This is a genomic window from Streptomyces sp. NPDC001852, from assembly GCF_042891825.1.
Classification (GTDB): Bacteria; Actinomycetota; Actinomycetes; order Streptomycetales; family Streptomycetaceae; genus Streptomyces.
Window position 1 is genome coordinate 1 of the sequence record NZ_JBIATN010000067.1, and the last position, 17,073, is coordinate 17,073.

Annotated in this window: 12 protein-coding genes and 2 pseudogenes; 4 read left to right on the forward strand and 10 right to left on the reverse strand. The window is 72.2% G+C overall.

All coding sequences use genetic code 11. The features are described from left to right. Positions 1-158 precede the first annotated feature (158 nt). The 7 genes and pseudogenes from obgE to ACFYZB_RS45885 all read right to left on the reverse strand — a co-directional run bounded on the left by obgE (position 159) and on the right by ACFYZB_RS45885 (position 9,790). Positions 159-1,607 carry a GTPase ObgE gene (gene obgE, locus ACFYZB_RS45855; protein ID WP_388767948.1) on the reverse strand — a complete coding sequence of 483 codons (1,449 nt, stop codon included), beginning with the start codon at positions 1,605-1,607 and terminating at the stop codon, positions 159-161. Between the two features lie 117 nt (positions 1,608-1,724). Then, entirely contained in the window at positions 1,725-1,979 is a 255-nt protein-coding gene (gene rpmA, locus ACFYZB_RS45860) for a 50S ribosomal protein L27 (protein ID WP_055703572.1), read from the reverse strand. A gap of 14 nt (positions 1,980-1,993) precedes the next feature. After that, positions 1,994-2,314, reverse strand: coding sequence for a 50S ribosomal protein L21 (gene rplU / locus ACFYZB_RS45865; RefSeq protein ID WP_009188585.1), 321 nt, complete (start codon positions 2,312-2,314; stop codon positions 1,994-1,996). A gap of 233 nt (positions 2,315-2,547) precedes the next feature. Next, positions 2,548-7,071, reverse strand: coding sequence for an Rne/Rng family ribonuclease (locus ACFYZB_RS45870; RefSeq protein ID WP_388767951.1), 4,524 nt, complete (start codon positions 7,069-7,071; stop codon positions 2,548-2,550). A gap of 262 nt (positions 7,072-7,333) precedes the next feature. After that, positions 7,334-8,110 (reverse strand): TIGR03936 family radical SAM-associated protein, encoded by a 777-nt coding sequence (locus tag ACFYZB_RS45875; RefSeq protein WP_388767954.1) that lies wholly within the window; start codon positions 8,108-8,110, stop codon positions 7,334-7,336. Between the two features lie 46 nt (positions 8,111-8,156). Continuing rightward, positions 8,157-9,145, reverse strand: a pseudogene (locus ACFYZB_RS45880) (hypothetical protein). Positions 9,146-9,163: 18 nt separating this feature from the next. Beyond that, positions 9,164-9,790, reverse strand: coding sequence for a TetR/AcrR family transcriptional regulator (locus tag ACFYZB_RS45885; RefSeq protein WP_388767956.1), 627 nt, complete (start codon positions 9,788-9,790; stop codon positions 9,164-9,166). A 136-nt stretch (positions 9,791-9,926) separates the two neighbouring features. Here ACFYZB_RS45885 and ACFYZB_RS45890 point away from each other — a divergent pair, with 136 nt between their 5' ends. The 3 genes from ACFYZB_RS45890 (at position 9,927) to ACFYZB_RS45900 (ending at position 11,972) form a co-directional block, all read left to right on the forward strand. Beyond that, positions 9,927-10,712 (forward strand): alpha/beta fold hydrolase, encoded by a 786-nt coding sequence (locus ACFYZB_RS45890; protein ID WP_388767958.1) that lies wholly within the window; start codon positions 9,927-9,929, stop codon positions 10,710-10,712. A gap of 491 nt (positions 10,713-11,203) precedes the next feature. Next, positions 11,204-11,866, forward strand: a complete 663-nt coding sequence (locus ACFYZB_RS45895; protein ID WP_388767969.1) for a serine hydrolase domain-containing protein — start codon at positions 11,204-11,206, stop codon at positions 11,864-11,866. Beyond that, positions 11,847-11,972: a hypothetical protein gene (locus ACFYZB_RS45900; RefSeq protein ID WP_388767960.1), complete on the forward strand. Its 126-nt coding sequence runs from the start codon at positions 11,847-11,849 to the stop codon at positions 11,970-11,972. The genes ACFYZB_RS45895 and ACFYZB_RS45900 overlap by 20 nt, the downstream gene beginning before the upstream one ends. Positions 11,973-11,987: 15 nt before the next feature. On the opposite strand, the gene ACFYZB_RS45905 is transcribed toward ACFYZB_RS45900, so the two are convergent. Next, positions 11,988-12,695 carry a hypothetical protein gene (locus tag ACFYZB_RS45905; RefSeq protein WP_388767962.1) on the reverse strand — a complete coding sequence of 236 codons (708 nt, stop codon included), beginning with the start codon at positions 12,693-12,695 and terminating at the stop codon, positions 11,988-11,990. Between the two features lie 139 nt (positions 12,696-12,834). Continuing rightward, positions 12,835-13,389 carry a hypothetical protein gene (locus ACFYZB_RS45910; RefSeq protein ID WP_388767964.1) on the reverse strand — a complete coding sequence of 185 codons (555 nt, stop codon included), beginning with the start codon at positions 13,387-13,389 and terminating at the stop codon, positions 12,835-12,837. A gap of 428 nt (positions 13,390-13,817) precedes the next feature. On the opposite strand from ACFYZB_RS45910, the gene ACFYZB_RS45915 reads away from it, so the two are divergent. Beyond that, positions 13,818-16,796, forward strand: a complete 2,979-nt coding sequence (locus ACFYZB_RS45915) for an FG-GAP-like repeat-containing protein (RefSeq protein WP_388767966.1) — start codon at positions 13,818-13,820, stop codon at positions 16,794-16,796. Positions 16,797-16,988: 192 nt separating this feature from the next. On the opposite strand, the pseudogene ACFYZB_RS45920 reads toward ACFYZB_RS45915, so the two are convergent. Then, positions 16,989-17,073, reverse strand: a pseudogene (locus tag ACFYZB_RS45920) (IS5/IS1182 family transposase); the annotation flags it as partial.

Genomic DNA, 17,073 nt, shown 5'->3' on the forward strand with positions numbered 1-17,073 from the left:
GTGGGGGGGGGGTGTGTGGGGGTGTGGGATGTTTACACAAAATCCCGCCGGGGGGGGGGGGGGCCCCGGCCGGAACGGGGGGGGGGGCGGCGGGGGGGGGGGGGGGGGGGGGGCCCCCCCGGGCCCCCCCCCCGCCGCACGGTTGGGCTCACGCCCTCCTACTCGAAGGGGTCGAAGTCGTCGTACTCGCGCAGGGCTTCGTCCCGCTCGGCCTGCTTGTCCCGGCGGCGCTGTGCCGCGGGCCGGGCCTCGTCGAAGCGGTGGTCCTCGCCACGGCGGCCCAGCATCTCCGCACCGGCCATGACCGTAGGCTCCCAGTCGAAGACGACCGCGTTCTCCTCGGGTCCGATGGCGACGCCGTCGCCGGACCGGGCGCCCGCCTTCATCAGCTCCTCCTCCACACCGAGGCGGTTGAGGCGGTCGGCGAGATAGCCGACGGCCTCGTCGTTGTTGAAGTCGGTCTGGCGGACCCAGCGCTCGGGCTTCTCACCGCGCACCCGGAACAGCGGCTCGCCGCCGACCTCCTCGCGGGTGACGGTGAACCCGGTGTCGTCCACGGCCTTGGGCCGGATGACGATCCGGGTCGCCTCCTCCTTGGGCTTGGCGGCACGCGCCCCGGCGACCAGGTCACCGAGCGCGAAGGACAGTTCCCTCAGCCCGATGTGGGCGACGGCCGACACCTCGAAGACGCGGTAGCCGCGGGCCTCCAGGTCGGGCCGGACCATCTCGGCGAGGTCCTTGCCGTCGGGCACGTCGACCTTGTTCAGGACGACGATCCGGGGCCGGTTGTCCAGGCCGCCGTACTCCCGCAGCTCGGCCTCGATGACGTCCAGGTCGGAGACGGGGTCCCGGTCGGACTCCAGGGTCGCGGTGTCCAGCACGTGCACCAGCACGCTGCACCGCTCCACGTGCCGCAGGAACTCCAGGCCCAGTCCCCTGCCCTGGCTGGCGCCCGGGATCAGACCCGGCACGTCGGCGATGGTGTAGACGGTCGAACCGGCGGTGACGACACCGAGGTTCGGCACGAGCGTCGTGAAGGGATAGTCGGCGATCTTCGGCTTGGCGGCGCTGAGCACGGAGATCAGCGAGGACTTGCCGGCGCTCGGGTAGCCGACCAGCGCCACGTCGGCGACAGTCTTCAGCTCCAGGACGATGTCGTGCAGGTCACCGGGCTCGCCGAGCAGCGCGAAGCCGGGCGCCTTGCGGCGGGCGGAGGCCAGCGCGGCGTTGCCGAGCCCGCCGCGGCCGCCCTGCGCGGCGATGTACGACGTCCCGTGGCCGACCAGGTCGGCGAGGACGTTGCCCGCCTTGTCCAGTACGACCGTGCCGTCCGGCACCGCCAGGACCAGGTCCTGGCCGTCCTTGCCGGAGCGGTTGCCGCCCTCGCCGGGCTTGCCGTTGGTGGCCTTGCGGTGCGGGGAGTGGTGGTACTCCAGCAGCGTGGTGACCGACTGGTCGACGGTCAGGATGACGTCACCGCCACGGCCGCCGTTGCCGCCGTCCGGGCCGCCGAGCGGCTTGAACTTCTCGCGGTGTACGGAGGCACAGCCGTGACCTCCGTTACCCGCGGCGACATGCAGTTCGACGCGGTCCACGAAGGTGGTCATGGTTCAGTGCCTCCAGAGAAATACGGTTTTGTCCTTGTTCAACACGCGAAAGGCGGACCCGCCTTCCCGACCGGGAAGTGAGGTCCGCCTCGCGAAACGTTCGGTCTATGCCTTGGTTCAGGCGACCGGAACGACGTTCACGACCTTGCGGCCGCGGTGGGTACCGAACTCCACCGCACCGGCCTGCAGGGCGAACAGCGTGTCATCGCCGCCACGGCCGACACCGGCGCCGGGGTGGAAGTGGGTGCCGCGCTGGCGGACCAGGATCTCACCCGCGTTGACGACCTGACCGCCGAAGCGCTTCACGCCGAGCCGCTGGGCGTTCGAGTCGCGACCGTTCCGGGTGGACGATGCGCCCTTCTTGTGTGCCATCTCTCCTCAGTCCCTTACTTCGCAGCCGTGGGGATCGACGTGACCTTGATCGCCGTGTACTGCTGGCGGTGGCCCTGCCGACGGCGGTAGCCGGTCTTGTTCTTGTAGCGCAGAATGTCGATCTTCTGGCCCTTGTGGTGGTCCACGACCTCGGCCTGGACCTTGATGCCGGCCAGCACCCACGGGTCGCTGGTCACAGCGTCGCCGTCGACAACGAGCAGGGTCGAGAGCTCGACCGTGTCGCCAACCTTGGCAGTGGAAATCTTGTCAACCTCAACGATGTCGCCGACAGCAACCTTGTGCTGGCGACCACCGCTGCGCACGATGGCGTACACGCGGATCTCTCTTTCGCTCGTCAGAACCGGCACCCCCGCAGGCCAGCCGCCCAGAACCACCACGGACGACCTCTCCCGGCCAACCCAGTGCCCGGGAGGAAGAGGTTTACGGGGATGTGGCGCGTTCAGTGGACACGCCGACGGTCAAGGTTACGGGGCCATGACCTGGAGGGTCAAACCGGGCCCGCCGGGGTGTGGGGCCGGTCACGCGGACCGGCCCCACACGCCGGGCGTCAGCCCTCGTCGCCCGCGTCTCCGGCAGCGGAGACCGTGGTGGTCTTCTTCGCCGTCGACTTCGCGGCGGCCGTCTTGGCCGCCTTCTTGGCCGTGGTCTTCTTGGCGGCCGTCTTCTTGGCCGCGGTCTTCTTCGCCACGGTCTTCTTGGCGGCGGCCTTCTTCGCTGTAGCCTTCTTGGCGGTCTTGCGGGCCGCCTTCTTGGCCGGAGCCGTCGCCTCGGCCACCTCCTCGGCCGTGACCTCGCCCGCCGTGACCTCGCCCGCCGGGGCCTCCTCCCCCGCGGCCGACGGGACGACCACGACGGCCGCCTCCTCGGACGCGGTCGGCGCGGCGACCTTGCGCACGGCACGACGGCGCGGACGGGCCGGCGCGGCGTCCTCGGCGAGTGCCTCCTCGACCGGGGCTGCCGGAGCGGCCTCGGCCGGTGTCTCGGCCGCGGGCCGGACCGCCGGTACCTCGACCGCGGGCGCGGTCTCGGGCACCGTCACCACGGCCGCCTCGGCACCCGCCGGGGAACCGGCCGGGGCCGACACCTTCCGGGTCGCACGACGGCGCGTACGGCCCTTGGGCGCGGCCTCCTCGACGGTCTCGGCCTGCGGCGCCCGGACCACCTGGTCCTCGGCGGCCACCGGCTCGGCGAGGGCCTCGGCGACGGGCTCCGGACGCACCGGGCGCGCCGCCGCCTCCTCGACGGTGACGTCCTGCGCGGTCGGTGCCACGGCGGCCTCGGTCTTCAGGGCCTCCTCGATCCGCCCGCGACGGGCCTCGGCCTTCGGCGCGCCCGCCGGAGCCGACGCCCGGCGGCTCGCCCGGCGCCGCGTACGGCCACGGGTGGCCGCCGCCTCCGCCTCGGCGACGCTGCTGTACAGCTCCTCGTCCGGCGCGAAAGCATCCTTGAGCGGCTCCGCCGCGGGCGGGGCCGGGAGGGCGACCGGCTCGGCGACCTCGGCGGCCACCTCCACTGCGGTCTCCGCCTCGGGCTCGATGGCCTCGCCGGTCTCGACGGCCACGGCGGCGGCCTCGTGCACGTGCTCCTGGGCGTCGGCACCACGGCCGCGCTTCTTGCGCTTGCCGCCACCGCCGCCGGCGGACACCGGCTGCTCCATGTGCACGATGACACCGCGGCCGTTGCAGTGCACGCAGGTCTCGGAGAAGGACTCCAGCAGGCCCTGGCCCACCCGCTTGCGGGTCATCTGCACCAGGCCCAGCGAGGTCACCTCGGCCACCTGGTGCTTCGTACGGTCGCGGCCCAGGCACTCCAGCAGGCGGCGCAGCACCAGGTCGCGGTTGGACTCCAGGACCATGTCGATGAAGTCGATCACGATGATGCCGCCGAGGTCGCGCAGCCGCAGCTGGCGCACGATCTCCTCGGCCGCCTCCAGGTTGTTCCTGGTGACCGTCTCCTCCAGGTTGCCGCCCTGGCCGGTGAACTTGCCGGTGTTGACGTCGATGACGACCATCGCCTCGGTCCGGTCGATCACCAGCGAACCGCCGCTGGGCAGCCAGACCTTGCGGTCGAGGGCCTTGGCGAGCTGCTCGTCGATCCGGTAGGTGGCGAAGACGTCGACCTCGGAGGTCCACTTCGACAGCCGGGCGGCCAGGTCCGGCGCGACGTGCGAGACGTACCCGTGGATCGTCTCCCATGCGTCGCCACCGCTGACGATGACCTTGGAGAAGTCCTCGTTGAAGATGTCGCGCACGACCCGGACGGTCATGTCCGGCTCGCCGTACAGCAGCGTCGGCGCGTTGCCGTTCTTCGACTTCTTCTGGATGTCCTCCCACTGCGCCTGCAGCCGCTCGACGTCCCGGCGCAGCTCCTCCTCGCTCGCGCCCTCGGCGGCGGTGCGCACGATGACGCCCGCGTCCTCGGGGACGATCTTCTTGAGGATGGTCTTCAGCCGGGCCCGCTCGGTGTCGGGCAGCTTGCGGCTGATGCCGGTCATCGAGCCCTCGGGCACATACACGAGGTAGCGGCCGGGGAGGGAGACCTGGCTGGTCAGACGGGCGCCCTTGTGCCCGATCGGGTCCTTGGTGACCTGGACGAGGACGGACTGCCCCGACTTCAGCGCGGACTCGATACGACGGGGACCGTTGGCCATCCCCAGCGCCTCGAAGTTGACCTCACCGGCGTAGAGAACGGCGTTGCGCCCCTTGCCGATGTCGATGAAGGCGGCCTCCATCGACGGCAGCACGTTCTGGACCTTGCCCAGGTAGACGTTGCCGACGTACGAGGTCGACTGCTCCTTGTTGACGTAGTGCTCGACGAGCACGCCGTCCTCGAGGACGCCGATCTGCGTGCGCTCGCCGTGCTGCCGCACGACCATCACGCGCTCGACGGCCTCACGGCGGGCCAGGAACTCGGCCTCGGTGATGATCGGAACGCGGCGGCGCCCCTGCTCGCGTCCCTCGCGACGGCGCTGCTTCTTCGCCTCCAGACGGGTCGAGCCCTTGATGGACTGCACCTCGTCGGACGGCTCGGCGGGCTTGCGCGGCTCACGGACCTTGACGACGGTGCGCTCGGGGTCGCCTTCGCCGGGCTCGGTGTCGACGGTGGTGTCACCGGCCCGACGGCGACGGCGACGGCGGCGACGGCTGCTGGAGCTGGACGCACCGGCCTCCTCGTGGGCCTCCTCGGCGTCCTCTTCCTCCTGCTCGGCGGTGTCCTCGGCGTCCTGCGCCGCCTGCTCGGCGGCCAGTTCCTCGGCGTCCGCGCCCTCCCCCTCGGCGGCCTCACCGCGACGGCGACGGCGGCCACCACGACGGCGACGCCGACGGGAACCGGACTCCTCGAAGCCCTCGGCGCCCTCCGTCTCCTCGGCCTCCTCGGCCTCCTCTGCCTCTTCGGCTTCCTCGTCCTCGGCGACGGCCTCGGCGGACTCCTCCGGCTCCTCCTCGGCGACGGGCTCGACGGCCCGGGTCTCCTCGGCGGCGCCACCCCGGCGGCGACGGCGACGGCGCGCACCGGCCTCGGCGCGCTCCTCCGCCTCCTCCTCGGGCTCCTCCGCCCCGGCGGCCTCGGCGGCGGCCTCGGCGGCGGCACGCTCCGGAGTCTGGAACTTCGGCTCGGTGAACACCGGTGCCTGGAAGACGGCGACGGCCGGGCGGGCGGGCTTGCGCGGGGCCTCGGCCTCGGGCTCCTCGCCCTCGGCGGCCGGCGCGGGCTGCGTGGGCTGCGCGGGCTCGGCGAACCCGAACGCGGGGCGCACGGCCCGACGCCGGGTGCGACGCGGTGCGGCCTCCTCGGCGGGGGCCTGGGACGCGGGGGCCTGCGGCGCCTGGGCGGCGGGGGCGGGCTCGGTGGTGTGCGTGGTCGCGGGAACCTCCGGGGTGTGCGCCTCGGCACCGGGCTCGGCCGGGGCCTCGGCGGCAGCGGACTCGGCGGACGCCGGCGCACCGGCGGGCGCGGCCACCCGGCGCGTGGCCCGACGGCGGGTACGACGCTCAGCGCCCTCCTCACCGGCACCGCTCACCTCAGCGGCAACGGCAGCCGCGGCCGCGGGGGCCTCGGCGGCTTCCTCAGCCTCGGCGGACTCGGCGGCCGACGGCGCACCGGCGGGCGCGGACACCCGGCGCGTGGCCCGACGGCGGGTACGACGCCCGGCGCCCTCCTCACCGGCAACAGGCTCGGCGGCAACGGCCGGAGCCTCGGCGGACTCGGCGACGGCCTCGGCGGCCACGGGCTCGGCCGCCTTCGGCGCACCGGCGGGCGCGGAGGCGCGGCGGGTGGCGCGGCGACGCGGACGGGCGGCGGGCTCGGCCTCTTCCGCGGCGGCGGGCTGCTCCCCGGCCTTCTCGGTCTCGGCGGCAGGGACGACCGGAACGACGGCCTCGGCGGCCTCGGCGGACGCCGGCGCACCGGCAGGCGCGGACGCCCGGCGCGTGGCCCGGCGACGCGGGCGCCCCGCGGACGCGGCCTCTTCCGCGGCGGGTGCCTCGGCGGCGGCCGGGGCCTCCTCGCTCACACCGGCCTCAGCGTCACCGGCGGCGGCACTTGTGGGCGCGGAGACGGTGCGCGTGGCGCGGCGGCGGGTGCGGCGCGGCGCGGCCTCCTCACCGGAGACGACCTCGCCGCCCTCGGTGACGGCCGCGGGCTTCTCGGTCTCGGCGGCACGCGCGGCCGGTACGACGGCCTCGGCGGACGCCGGCGCACCGGCAGGCGCGGACGCCCGGCGCGTGGCCCGACGGCGCGGGCGCCCTGCGGGCGCGGCCTCCTCGGCAGCGGGTGCCTCGGCGGCCTCGGCCGATTCGGCCTGCGCCTCGGCGCTCTGCGCACCGGCCTCTTCGGCCTCCATCGCCGCTACGGCCTCTTCGGTTCCCTCAGCCTCAGCGGCCTCAGTCGCCTCGGCGACCTCGTCGGGCTCGGCGGCCGGTATGGCCGGCACGGTCACTTCGGCGTAGGCCTCTCCCACGGCCGGCGGGCCCGCCGGGCGGGAGGCGGCACGGCGACGCCTGCGCGGCGGCAGGGTGTCGCTGGGAGTGTTCAGTTCGGAACCCTCAGTGGGTTCGATCGGCTCGAGCATGCGGGCGTTTCTCCCGTCAGGCTCCCGGGCGCCGCGCCTGGCCCGGCGTAGGTCCGCAAAGACCGTACGCCGTTGACGTCCGCGGCCCGCGCGGTGCGCGATGGCCGCCGTCCGGGGCGCGGGCGCCGCACGGGAGCACTCTGTGTCCTGTCTCGCCGGTTCCGTACGCCTTGTCGGTACGGCCTGGCGAAAGTCTTCTGGTCGGTGCGCTGCCCGACCCAGGTGGCTCCCGAGTACGAGGGCGGCGCTACGACGTCCGTCCCTACGCGGGACCTTCCGGCGTCGGCGCCGTCGCGGCGGCGGCCGGTTGGGCCGTCAGGGCCTCGGCTGCCTCGCGGTCGGGCGCGAGCGGGTCGGTCACCGTGCCGGTCTCTTCATCGAACTGCCCCTGCGCCAGCCTGGTCACCGCTGCGGGGACCGGCGGCGCCAGGTCGGCCACGGCGCGGAGACCGGACAGGACGTCGTCGGGTCGTACGGCAGGCGTCACGTGCCGAACAACCAGCCGCAGTATCGCACAGGGCTGGTCGCTAGGCCTATCAGCCGGTGAACCGTGCGTTTCCAGGCTCACCACGGCCGGGCGGGCGTCGAAGGTGCGGACGCCGTTCTTGGTCATCCGCTGGACCTCGACGGTCCCGGCCCGGTTGAACAGGTCGACCGCGCGCTCGGCGTCGGCCGGGTCGACGCCGTCCAGCCGCAGCTCCCAGACGGAGGCCGTCAGCCGGTCGGCGAGGCCCGGGGTCCGTGCCTCGACCGCCTCGGTGACGTCGAGCCCGGTGGGCAGCGACTCGTCGAGGAGGACGCGCAGGGTCTCCGGGTCGCGCGGTGCGGTGAGCGCGATCTCCAGGTACTCCGCCTCACTGCCCGTGCCGGTGGGTGCGGCATTGGCGTACGACACCTTCGGGTGCGGCGTGAATCCGGCCGAGTACGCCATGGGCACCTCGGCGCGGCGCAGCGCACGCTCGAAGGCGCGCTGGAAGTCTCGGTGGCTGGTGAACCTCAGGCGGCCGCGCTTGGTGTAGCGCAGTCGGATGCGCTGCACCGCGGGTGCGGGCGGCGGGCCTTCGGGCTGTCGCTTGCCCAGTGTCCTAGTCCTTCGTGAGTGCGGTCGTACTGCTACCAAGACTACGTGTCGCGGGCCGCTGAAGTTCCCGCCGGTCCACCGGGGCCGGCTGCCCCGGATCGCCGAACAGCATCCGCCGGAAGTCGGCGCGGGCCTGCCGTACCGTGTCGCGCGCGCAGGCCAGCGCCTCGCGGACGGCCCGGCCCACCACGCGCGCGCCCTCGGCGGCGGGCCGCAGCACGGCGTCCCGGACGAGGTGGCCGACCGGGGTGAGGACGGTCCGGTACACCCGGCGCAGCGGCTCCACGAAGATCCACCGGAAGAGGGTTGCGAGCGCACGGCCGACGGCCCGCGAGATCCGTCCGGCGATCCGCCACGCGTGCCCGAGGGCGTCGCCGACCTCGTACGCCACCACGGCGAGGAACCGGCCGACAGGGGCGAGAACCCAGCGCCACAGCGCGAGGGCGGGCAGGACCAGGAGGACACGGAGGGTCCCGTACAGGGCGACCCCGATGCCGGTGCCGATCATGCCCAGCAGCCACCCCAGCCCTCGTGCGCACCGGGCGACGGTACGGCCGACGGGCGTGAGGACCCGGTCGTACAACCATCGCGCGGGCACGACGAGCAGGTACCGGGCCAGCCGGGTGACGGCCGTGCACACGCCGTTGCCCGCGGCGGCGAGGACATGGCGATGCCCCGCAGCAGCCAGGTGACCGCGTGCCCGACCGGGCTGAGCACGCGCGCGTACACCCATGCCGCCGGTACGACGACGGTGCCGAGCCGGGCGAGCGCCCTGCCGACGGGGACCAGGGCATGGCGCCACAGGCCCGCCAACGGCCGTACGAACAGGGCCGTTCCGACCCACAGAAGCGCCCGGCCGAGCGGCCTGAGCACGGTGTCCCGCAGAAACCTTCCGGTGGCGACGAGCGCGTCCCACGCCATCCGCACCAGCACCAGCACCAGCACCAGCACCAGCACGACGATCCGCAGGGGGACGCGGATCGCGACGGTCAGGCACCCTTCCGGCTGCCGTCACGGACGCGCCTGGCTGCCGCCGTCCGGTGCGTCGTCCGCTACGGCGCCGATGGTGCCGGCGAGGGCGCGTATCCCGGCGACGATCTCGCGGGCGGTGGGAGCCGAGCCCGGATCCGTGAGCCACTGCGTCATGACGCCCGCGAGAAGGGCCATGTGCACGGCACCCAGGGTGCGGACCGTCGTCTCGTCGACCTGTTCCTCGGAGGTGCCACACAGAACCGCCGCGAGCCCTCGGCGCCCTTGGACCTGCCCGCCGGCCAGGTAACGCCGCAGGTCCTGGGAGTGCTCGGCCTGTGCCAGCGCCTCGACCGAGGCGGCCCACAGGGTGCGGTCGGTCTCGAAGGACTCGATGATCGCGCCCCACATCGCCTCGTACCGCTCGCCCGGGGTGCCGCCGGGCCCGCCGAAGGACGCCAGGGCGCGGCCCAGCCGGGTGCCCCACTCGTCGATCGCCTCGATCAGCGCGGCGGTCAGCAGCGCTTCCCGGGAGCCGAAGTGGTAGCCGATGGCGGCCATGCTGACACCGCCCGCGGCGGCCGAGATGTCACGCACCGACGTACGGGCCCACCCCTTCTCCTCCAGGCATTTCCTGGCGCCGGCCAGCAGATCCTCACGGTTTCCCATGCCGGCGACGCTATCCAACCCCTCCACCGGACTCGATTTATACAGACGTCTTATACGATCGTATTGCGCGAACGCCCAACTCGCGCGTACGGTTCTGCCATCGCAACCGAGCGATCTGGACGCAAGGGGGACTTCCATGACCGACACCGCCACTCGGGCCACTCTGGACCTCGACGGCCGCCGCCTGTCGTACCTGGACTTCGGCGGCACCGGCCGCCCGCTGATCGCCCTGCACGGGCACCTGTCCGAGGGCGCCACGTTCGCCCCGCTCGCCCGGGCGCTCGGCCCCACCTGGCGCCTGATCGCACCGGACCAGCGCGGCCAGGGCGAGTCGGACCGCGCCGCCGACTACTCACGCGAGGGCTACCTCGCCGACACCGAAGCCCTCTTCGACCACTTGGGGCTCAACCGGGCCGTTCTGCTCGGGCACTCCCTCGGGGCCATCAACGCCTATCAGTTCGCCGCCCGACACCCCGAGCGCGTCAGCGCCCTGATCAACGTGGAGGGTGCCGCCGCACTCGGCCTGGACGGCTCCAACCCCTTCGGCTTCCTGCTCTCCCTGCCGTACGAGGCCCCCACCCGCGCAGCACTCATCGAGGGCATGGGGCCCGCGGCCCCGTACTTCTCCGACCGCCTGCGGCAGAACCCCGACGGCAGCTGGCGGCTCCCCTTCCACCCCCAGGAGATGTACGAGTCCGAGAACCAGGTGCACGGCGACCACTGGGACGACTGGACCGCCACCACCTGCCCCGCCCTGCTGCTCCGCGGAACCAAGGGCGTCATCGCCCCCGAGCAGGCCACGGCCATGACCGAACGCCGGCCCGGAACCCGGCTGGTGGAGCTCGATGCCGACCACACGCTGCCCACCAGTGCGCCGACCGGGTTCGCCGACGCCGTCCGCACGTTCCTCACCAGCCTGTGACGGCCGCGGGAACAGGCCATATATGCATGGAAGGTAATAAAATCACCCCGTAGGGCACCGGCTGTGACCGCCGAACGCGAGGGCTGTGAAGCCTGCATGAGGAACACCGGAGCAGACGACGGCATACCTGACCGTACGCGCCGGCCGGGAGCGGGCTGCGGGGCATCGCGTACCGCCCGCCGACTGTCCCACCTGGCGCCGTCCGCGGTCCTGCTGATCGCAGGCTGCTCCGTGCCCTCGGAAGGCCCCACCGCCCTGTCGGACGCCACGGTCACGCCTGCGGTGACGGCGAGCTCCCCCGGCCCCACCCCCTCGGCACTGAAGCGCATCGATCCGGCCGCGCTGCAATCCGCCGTGGCGCGAGCGGCGAAGAAACTCATGGTCCCCGGTGCGCTGGTCCTGCTGCGCACTCCGCAGGGAACCTACCGGGCGAGCGTGGGCACAACCGAGCTGGGCACAGCCAGACCCCCACCACGGCCGACCACTTCCGGATCGCCTCCAACACCAAGACGATGACCGCGGCGCTGATCCTCCTCCTCGCGCAGGACGGCAGGCTCCGGCTGACCGACCCGGTGTCCGCCTACCTGCCCGGAGTACCGGACGGCGGACACATCACCATCGCCGAGCTGCTGGAGATGCGCAGCGGGCTCCACGACTACACAGCAGCACCCGAACTCGCGGCGAGGATGGACACCGACCCGGGCAGAGCCGTGACGCCGCGGGAGATGCTGGACATCGCGTTCCGGCACCCGCCGGACTTCGCGCCCGGCGCGTCCTACGAGTACAGCAACACCAACTACGCCCTGCTGGGCCTCGTCGCCGAGAAAGCGGGCGGCCACCTACTGGCCCAGCAGTTCCGGAACCGGCTGTTCGCCCCGCTCGGCCTGACGCATACATCACTGCCCGGCGCCCACGACCTGTCCCTCCCCGCCCCCTACTCACACGGCTACATGTACGGCGGATCGGCCTACGCACCGGTCGACCGGCCCTATCCCGCCGACATCCAGGCTGCGGCCCGGTCCGGAAGGCTCCGCACAAGGGCTGCACAGCCCGCGCGCCGAGGACCCGGCCGCGCCCGGCGGGCAGAAGTACGGCTACGGCATCGCCCACCAGCGCTTCGGCCCGCACGCCGCGATGTCCTACCACGGCGGTGAACTGCCGGGCTACAACTCCTTCACCGGCCACGACCCGGACAACGACGTCACCCTCGTGATCTGGACGAACCTGACCCTGCTTTGGATCCCCTGCCGCAAGCCTTGAGATCGGCGCCGCAGTTCAGTTCCCGGTCTTCACCCTCACGTTCGCAACGAGTCTTCTTGCGAGCCCGAGGGCCAGTGCCCCCCGGTCGCTGGAATAGACGCTGTTCTCGGAAAAGACGATGTCGTGACCGACGCGGGAGACAACTATGGTCTGCCCGCCCTCGTAGACGGCGGCGGACAAGACGGTCTCGAAGCTTTCGTCGCCCAGGTCAGGCACCGCTTTCGTCGCCACCTTGAAGGTCGCCACTGCGGGGCCGGAGGAGTCTTTGAAGGTGGCGCAGCTCGCCACGTACTTCCTGAGGCGCGTCATCGCGGTCCATGCGTCGGTACCGCGGAAGGAGTCGATGTCCTCGGAGTACTCCTCCTTGGAGGGCTTTTGAAAGTCGGCCTGAGCATAGGAGGCAATGCCAATGCCGGCGGCATCCACCCAAGTGTTGGTTTCGAGCAAGGTGCAGTTGTTGGAGATGGGCTTCTTCACGGTGGCACCGAAGTGGGTGCCACTGTCGGCGGTGTAGTCCCTGTCGGGCTTGTATCCCTTAGGTAGCGCACCTACGGGGAGCAGGAGGGCTTTGAGGTCTTCTCCCGTCCAAACTCCGTGGTCGGGGTCCTCGGACGCGGCCTTGGCCTCCGCGGCATCGGTGCTGATAGACGAAGAGGAACAGGAGGACAGAGCGAAGGGCACCAGCACGACGCCCATGACAAGCGCTGAGGTTCTCTTGCCCAACGGGTCCCCCATCCCAGTCTGCGAACAGGGACACAATAGGAGACGACCGGCCGAGTGTCGGCGCACTCCCTCTCCGGCATCAAGGCGGCCGCTCGCCGCGCGCGGTGAGCGGAGCCGGCCGCCTGAGGCTGTGAGGAGTTCAGCCCACGTCCGTCACACGGCGGGCCGACGTCTCCGCCCGATCGGCTCGGGCCAGCAGGCGGGCTCGGCTGCGGGGCCACCACATCAGGTCGGCCAGGAGGAGCACGACCACCAGCCACGAGGCGACGGTCTCGCCCGGGGTGCTCATCACGGTGTCGTACACGGCAAGAGCCACCGCGAAGGCGGTGACGAGCGGGACCACCCAGCGGCGCAGCCGGTCCTCCTCCGCGGCCCGGCGCAGAGCGCCGACGTATGCGACGACCGCGGGCGCCAACCGGGGATCCTCGATCGCCTCGCCTCGCCGGGTGGCGCGCACCACGGTCGCGCGGTCGACGGGGTCCATGCGCTTGGCCTCAGGCCAGATCCTGTCCATGCGGCGAGCCACCCGGACCCCGTAGAACGGGCCCAGCACCACGAAGACCACCGCGGCGCCCACCCATGACGTCGCCTCGACGAGTACGAATGCCCCGAAGAAGGCGCCCGCGGCGAGCCCGGCGCTCACCCCTCGGCTCACCGCCCCCCGCTGCCACATCCAGCCCGGAACGAGAATCACCCGCTCACGGTGGCCATCACCCCTCAAGGGCACAACCACCGCACCGGCACGTCGAGCCCGGCACACGCACACGGCGTACCCCAAGGGACAGCCGACAGACCGAGCTACCTCTTCTGTACCAGCGGAACCAAGTTGAAGCCGAGTGGACCGACGCGCACTCAGCCGGAGTGGTGTCGTCAGCGGGCAGAGCGCTCCTCGGGCACCGGAAGCGGAGGTCTGCGGGGCGTGGACGTGCCGGAGCCCCGATGCCTCAGAACGGAGAAGGAGCGTGCCGGCGCGGGGTGCGGGCCCCCTGCCGTGGTGCGGGCGGAGGGTGCGTACACTGACGCGACTTGAGCGGACTGGGTACCGGCCGCCGGCGTGCTCCCCCTCCCCCCACCATGGCCGGCGTTGAGCGCCCGGTGCGCTCCCTTCATGGGGAGGAACGGGTGACTCGACACCCTCACAGACGCGGCCGCCTGCTGGCCGCGGCCACCGCGACCGTGCTCGCGGCAACCTGCGCTGTTCCCGTCGCCTGGGCGGACACCACCACACCAGGACCGGTCACCGCGCCGATCACCCTGCCCGCCGAGACCGTTCCGGCCTCCATCGACCCGGGCCAGGTGGTCGACGTCTCCTCGACCGGCGTCCTGCACGGCAGTTACGGGAACAGCTACGCCTGGACCGACTTCGCCTCGGGGACAACCACCCAACTGGCGCTCCCCTCCGGCGCCGGGAACGCCCGGTACGCCGGCAACGGGCTGGTGGCGTTCTACGCCAACGGGACCGGCGGCACTCCGCTGGTGTTCCAAAGCCTTTCCGACGGCAGCCGCCGAACGGCCTGCGACTGCTACGTGTACGGCGCCTTCGCCGGAAAGGCCCTGGTGTCCAACCAAGGGAGGGGGCTGGCGCTCGCGTCGCCGGACGGCACCCTCACCCCGGTCGCCGTGCCGGCCGGCGCCGTGTTCAGCACCTCGGTCTGGGGCGGCGGGGACAACGATCACATGATGATGGGCTATGAACAGGACGGCGCCCCACACTACTTGTGGATCAACGCCGACGGCAGCACCTCCGTGATCGACGCGTCCTCGCTGCCGGGGACGGGACAGTTCGCTGTCGGCGACGGCAAGCTCGTCTTTCTGAACGCCGCCGGCGACGTCCGGGTCTTCGACGCGGGCGACGTCACGGCGCCCCCGGTGTCCGTCACCCTGAGCCTGCCCGGCCGGTCCCGCCCGGTCGGCGTGGTGGGGGACAACCTCATCGTGGCCACGTCCGGAGGAGCCCCAGGCTTCACGCTGTCGGCGCTCCCGCTGAACGGGGGGCCCGGCCAGTCGCTGGGCACCGGTTACCTGGCCGCCGCCGCACCGCTCACCGATCCGGAGTCCCCGGACGGCAAGGTCGTGGTCGCACAGCCATCGGCGTCCGGCACCACCCTGCGTGTGCTGACCGCTGCCACCGACGGCTCCGTGGACTCGACCGCCCTCGCGGACTTCCCGACGGCCACCTGGCGGCCCGACGCCCTCGCGCTGGCGAACGGGGAACTGACCACCGCCTACACCAGTCCATACACCCCGGACCGTTCCCGGATGCAGCACACCGAACTGCCCGTCGACGCCGCGGGGACCACGGGCTCGACCACCTCGCTGGCCGCCTCTCTGCCACAGGGTGACGCGCTGTTCGCGTCCGCCAACGGCTCGCCGGTCGTGGTGAACGCGGCGAACGGCGACATCGGTGCGGGCGCCGGATCCATGACCCCCACCGGCCTGTCCCACCTGAGCGACGTCCAGGTGGCCGGTTCGACGGAGGCGTTCAGCGGCCTGACATCGGCGGGGACCCGGGTCATCCAGGTCGGTACGGGCGTCGACACCGACCAGTTGCCCTTCAAGACGTTCGCACTGTCCGCGACCACCCTGTGGACCCAGACCGCGCCGGGCACGGTCACCGGCGTCAACCTGAACACGTCCCCCTCCACCGCCCCCGCGCCCGGCACGTTTCACGTCGCGGACTGCCCGCTGTCGGTACTGCGGGCGAACGGCCCGTGGATCTACTGGGCCTGTGCCACGGCCGACGGCGGCGCCGGGGTCTACAACACGGTGACCCGCACGTCGGTGCCCGTGCCGTGGACCGCCGACGGGGACACGGCGCTCGGCGACGGGTTCGTGGCGACCGCCTCCGGCAGCACCCTCAGCGTCACCGACGTCACCAGCGGTACGGCGCAGACCCGCAAGGTCGCCGATCTGGTCGACCCCGTGCTGGGACAAGGCTGGACCGTCGACCCGTACGGCGGCGGGATCGCGTACTCGGGCAGCGACGGCACGGTGCACGTGGTACCCAGCGGGGTGTCGCCGTCCGACGTGGCCCTGTACGGCCAGACGACCACCGGCGTCAGGAGCGCCGGTACGGCGTGGCAGGGCACATGGCAGGTCACCCGCCCGATCGCCTCCTGGACGCTGACCGTCACGAGCGTGGCCACCGGCAGGGTCGTCAGCACCGTCACCGGCGGTCCAGCTCGCGCGCAGTTCACCGCGCAATGGGACGGCACCGAGCCGGGCATCACCCGGCCCTCGATCGGGCCCTACACGTGGAGGATCACCGCTCAGCCGGCCGACGGCCGGGGGCCGGACGCCACCACCACGGGTACGACCCTGCTGCCCGGCGGCGCACCGGCGTTCCACGACTTCCAGTCGGCGAACGGCCTGCAGGACACCTTCGGCGACATCGTGGTCCGCACCTCGGCGACCACCTTCTCCTTCAAGGACAGCACCGGAAACGGCTCCTTCATCCCGCTCCAGGACAAGTCGACCTGGCCCGCCGGCACCACGGTGGTGCCGTTCGGTCCTCTGCGCGACCGGAACACCAACGACATGCTCGTGCGCACGCCGTCCGGTGATCTGCGCGTGTACTCGGCGCTGTACAACGGCAACGCCTACACCGACCTGGGCACCGGCTGGAACCAGTTCAAGTGGCTCGGCTACACCGGCGACGTCAACGGGGACGGGTACCCGGACCTGCTGGCGTGGAGCGCGTCGAACGGCAACCTGTACCTGTACCCGGGCACCGCCCAGGGCCGGTTCGGGGCGCGGGTGCTGCTGCGCAACGGCCTGGCGTACACCAAGCTGATCGCGGTCGGGGACGTCACCGGTGACGGGGTGGGGGACCTGCTGGCGTACGACCACTTGGGCAACCTGTGGCTCATGACCGGCAACGGCAAGGGCGACTACGCAGCGCGCAAGGAGGTCTTCGCCGACTGGGGGCAGGCATACAACACGATCATCGGCGTAGGCGACGTGACCGGTGACGGCAAGGCGGACCTGCTGGAACGCGACTCCGCCGGCAACGTCTGGGTCAACCCGGGCCGCGGAAACGGCACGTTCGGCGCACGAATCAAGGCCGGCGCCGGCTGGCAGAACTACCTGAATCTCTACTGACGGCCACACGGCGCGGGGCCGGAGGGCTACCCTCCGGCCCCAGACATACTCCAACCAGGCCAACGCCGTCGGCCGACCTGGCGCTTGCCGATAACTGGATGTCAAACGCCCCGGACCAAGATTGGTCCGGGGCCTTCCCCGCTGTGCCCACCGACAGGATTCGAACCTGCGACACCCGCTTTAGAAGTCGTCTCATTTGGAGAGTCTGCGGTAGCAGATGAGGCTGCAGGCGATGGCGGTGAACGCCAGGAAGTGTTCGGCCTTGCGTTCGTAGCGG

Bases quoted from the DNA above. Each gene is read 5' to 3' on its own strand.
- obgE (WP_388767948.1), bottom strand. From the start codon at position 1,607: ATGACCACCTTCGTGGACCGCGTCGAACTGCATGTCGCCGCGGGTAAC.
- rpmA (WP_055703572.1), bottom strand. From the start codon at position 1,979: ATGGCACACAAGAAGGGCGCATCGTCCACCCGGAACGGTCGCGACTCG.
- ACFYZB_RS45870 (WP_388767951.1), bottom strand. From the start codon at position 7,071: ATGCTCGAGCCGATCGAACCCACTGAGGGTTCCGAACTGAACACTCCC.
- ACFYZB_RS45885 (WP_388767956.1), bottom strand. From the start codon at position 9,790: ATGGGAAACCGTGAGGATCTGCTGGCCGGCGCCAGGAAATGCCTGGAG.
- ACFYZB_RS45890 (WP_388767958.1), top strand. From the start codon at position 9,927: ATGACCGACACCGCCACTCGGGCCACTCTGGACCTCGACGGCCGCCGC.
- ACFYZB_RS45900 (WP_388767960.1), top strand. From the start codon at position 11,847: ATGTCCTACCACGGCGGTGAACTGCCGGGCTACAACTCCTTCACCGGC.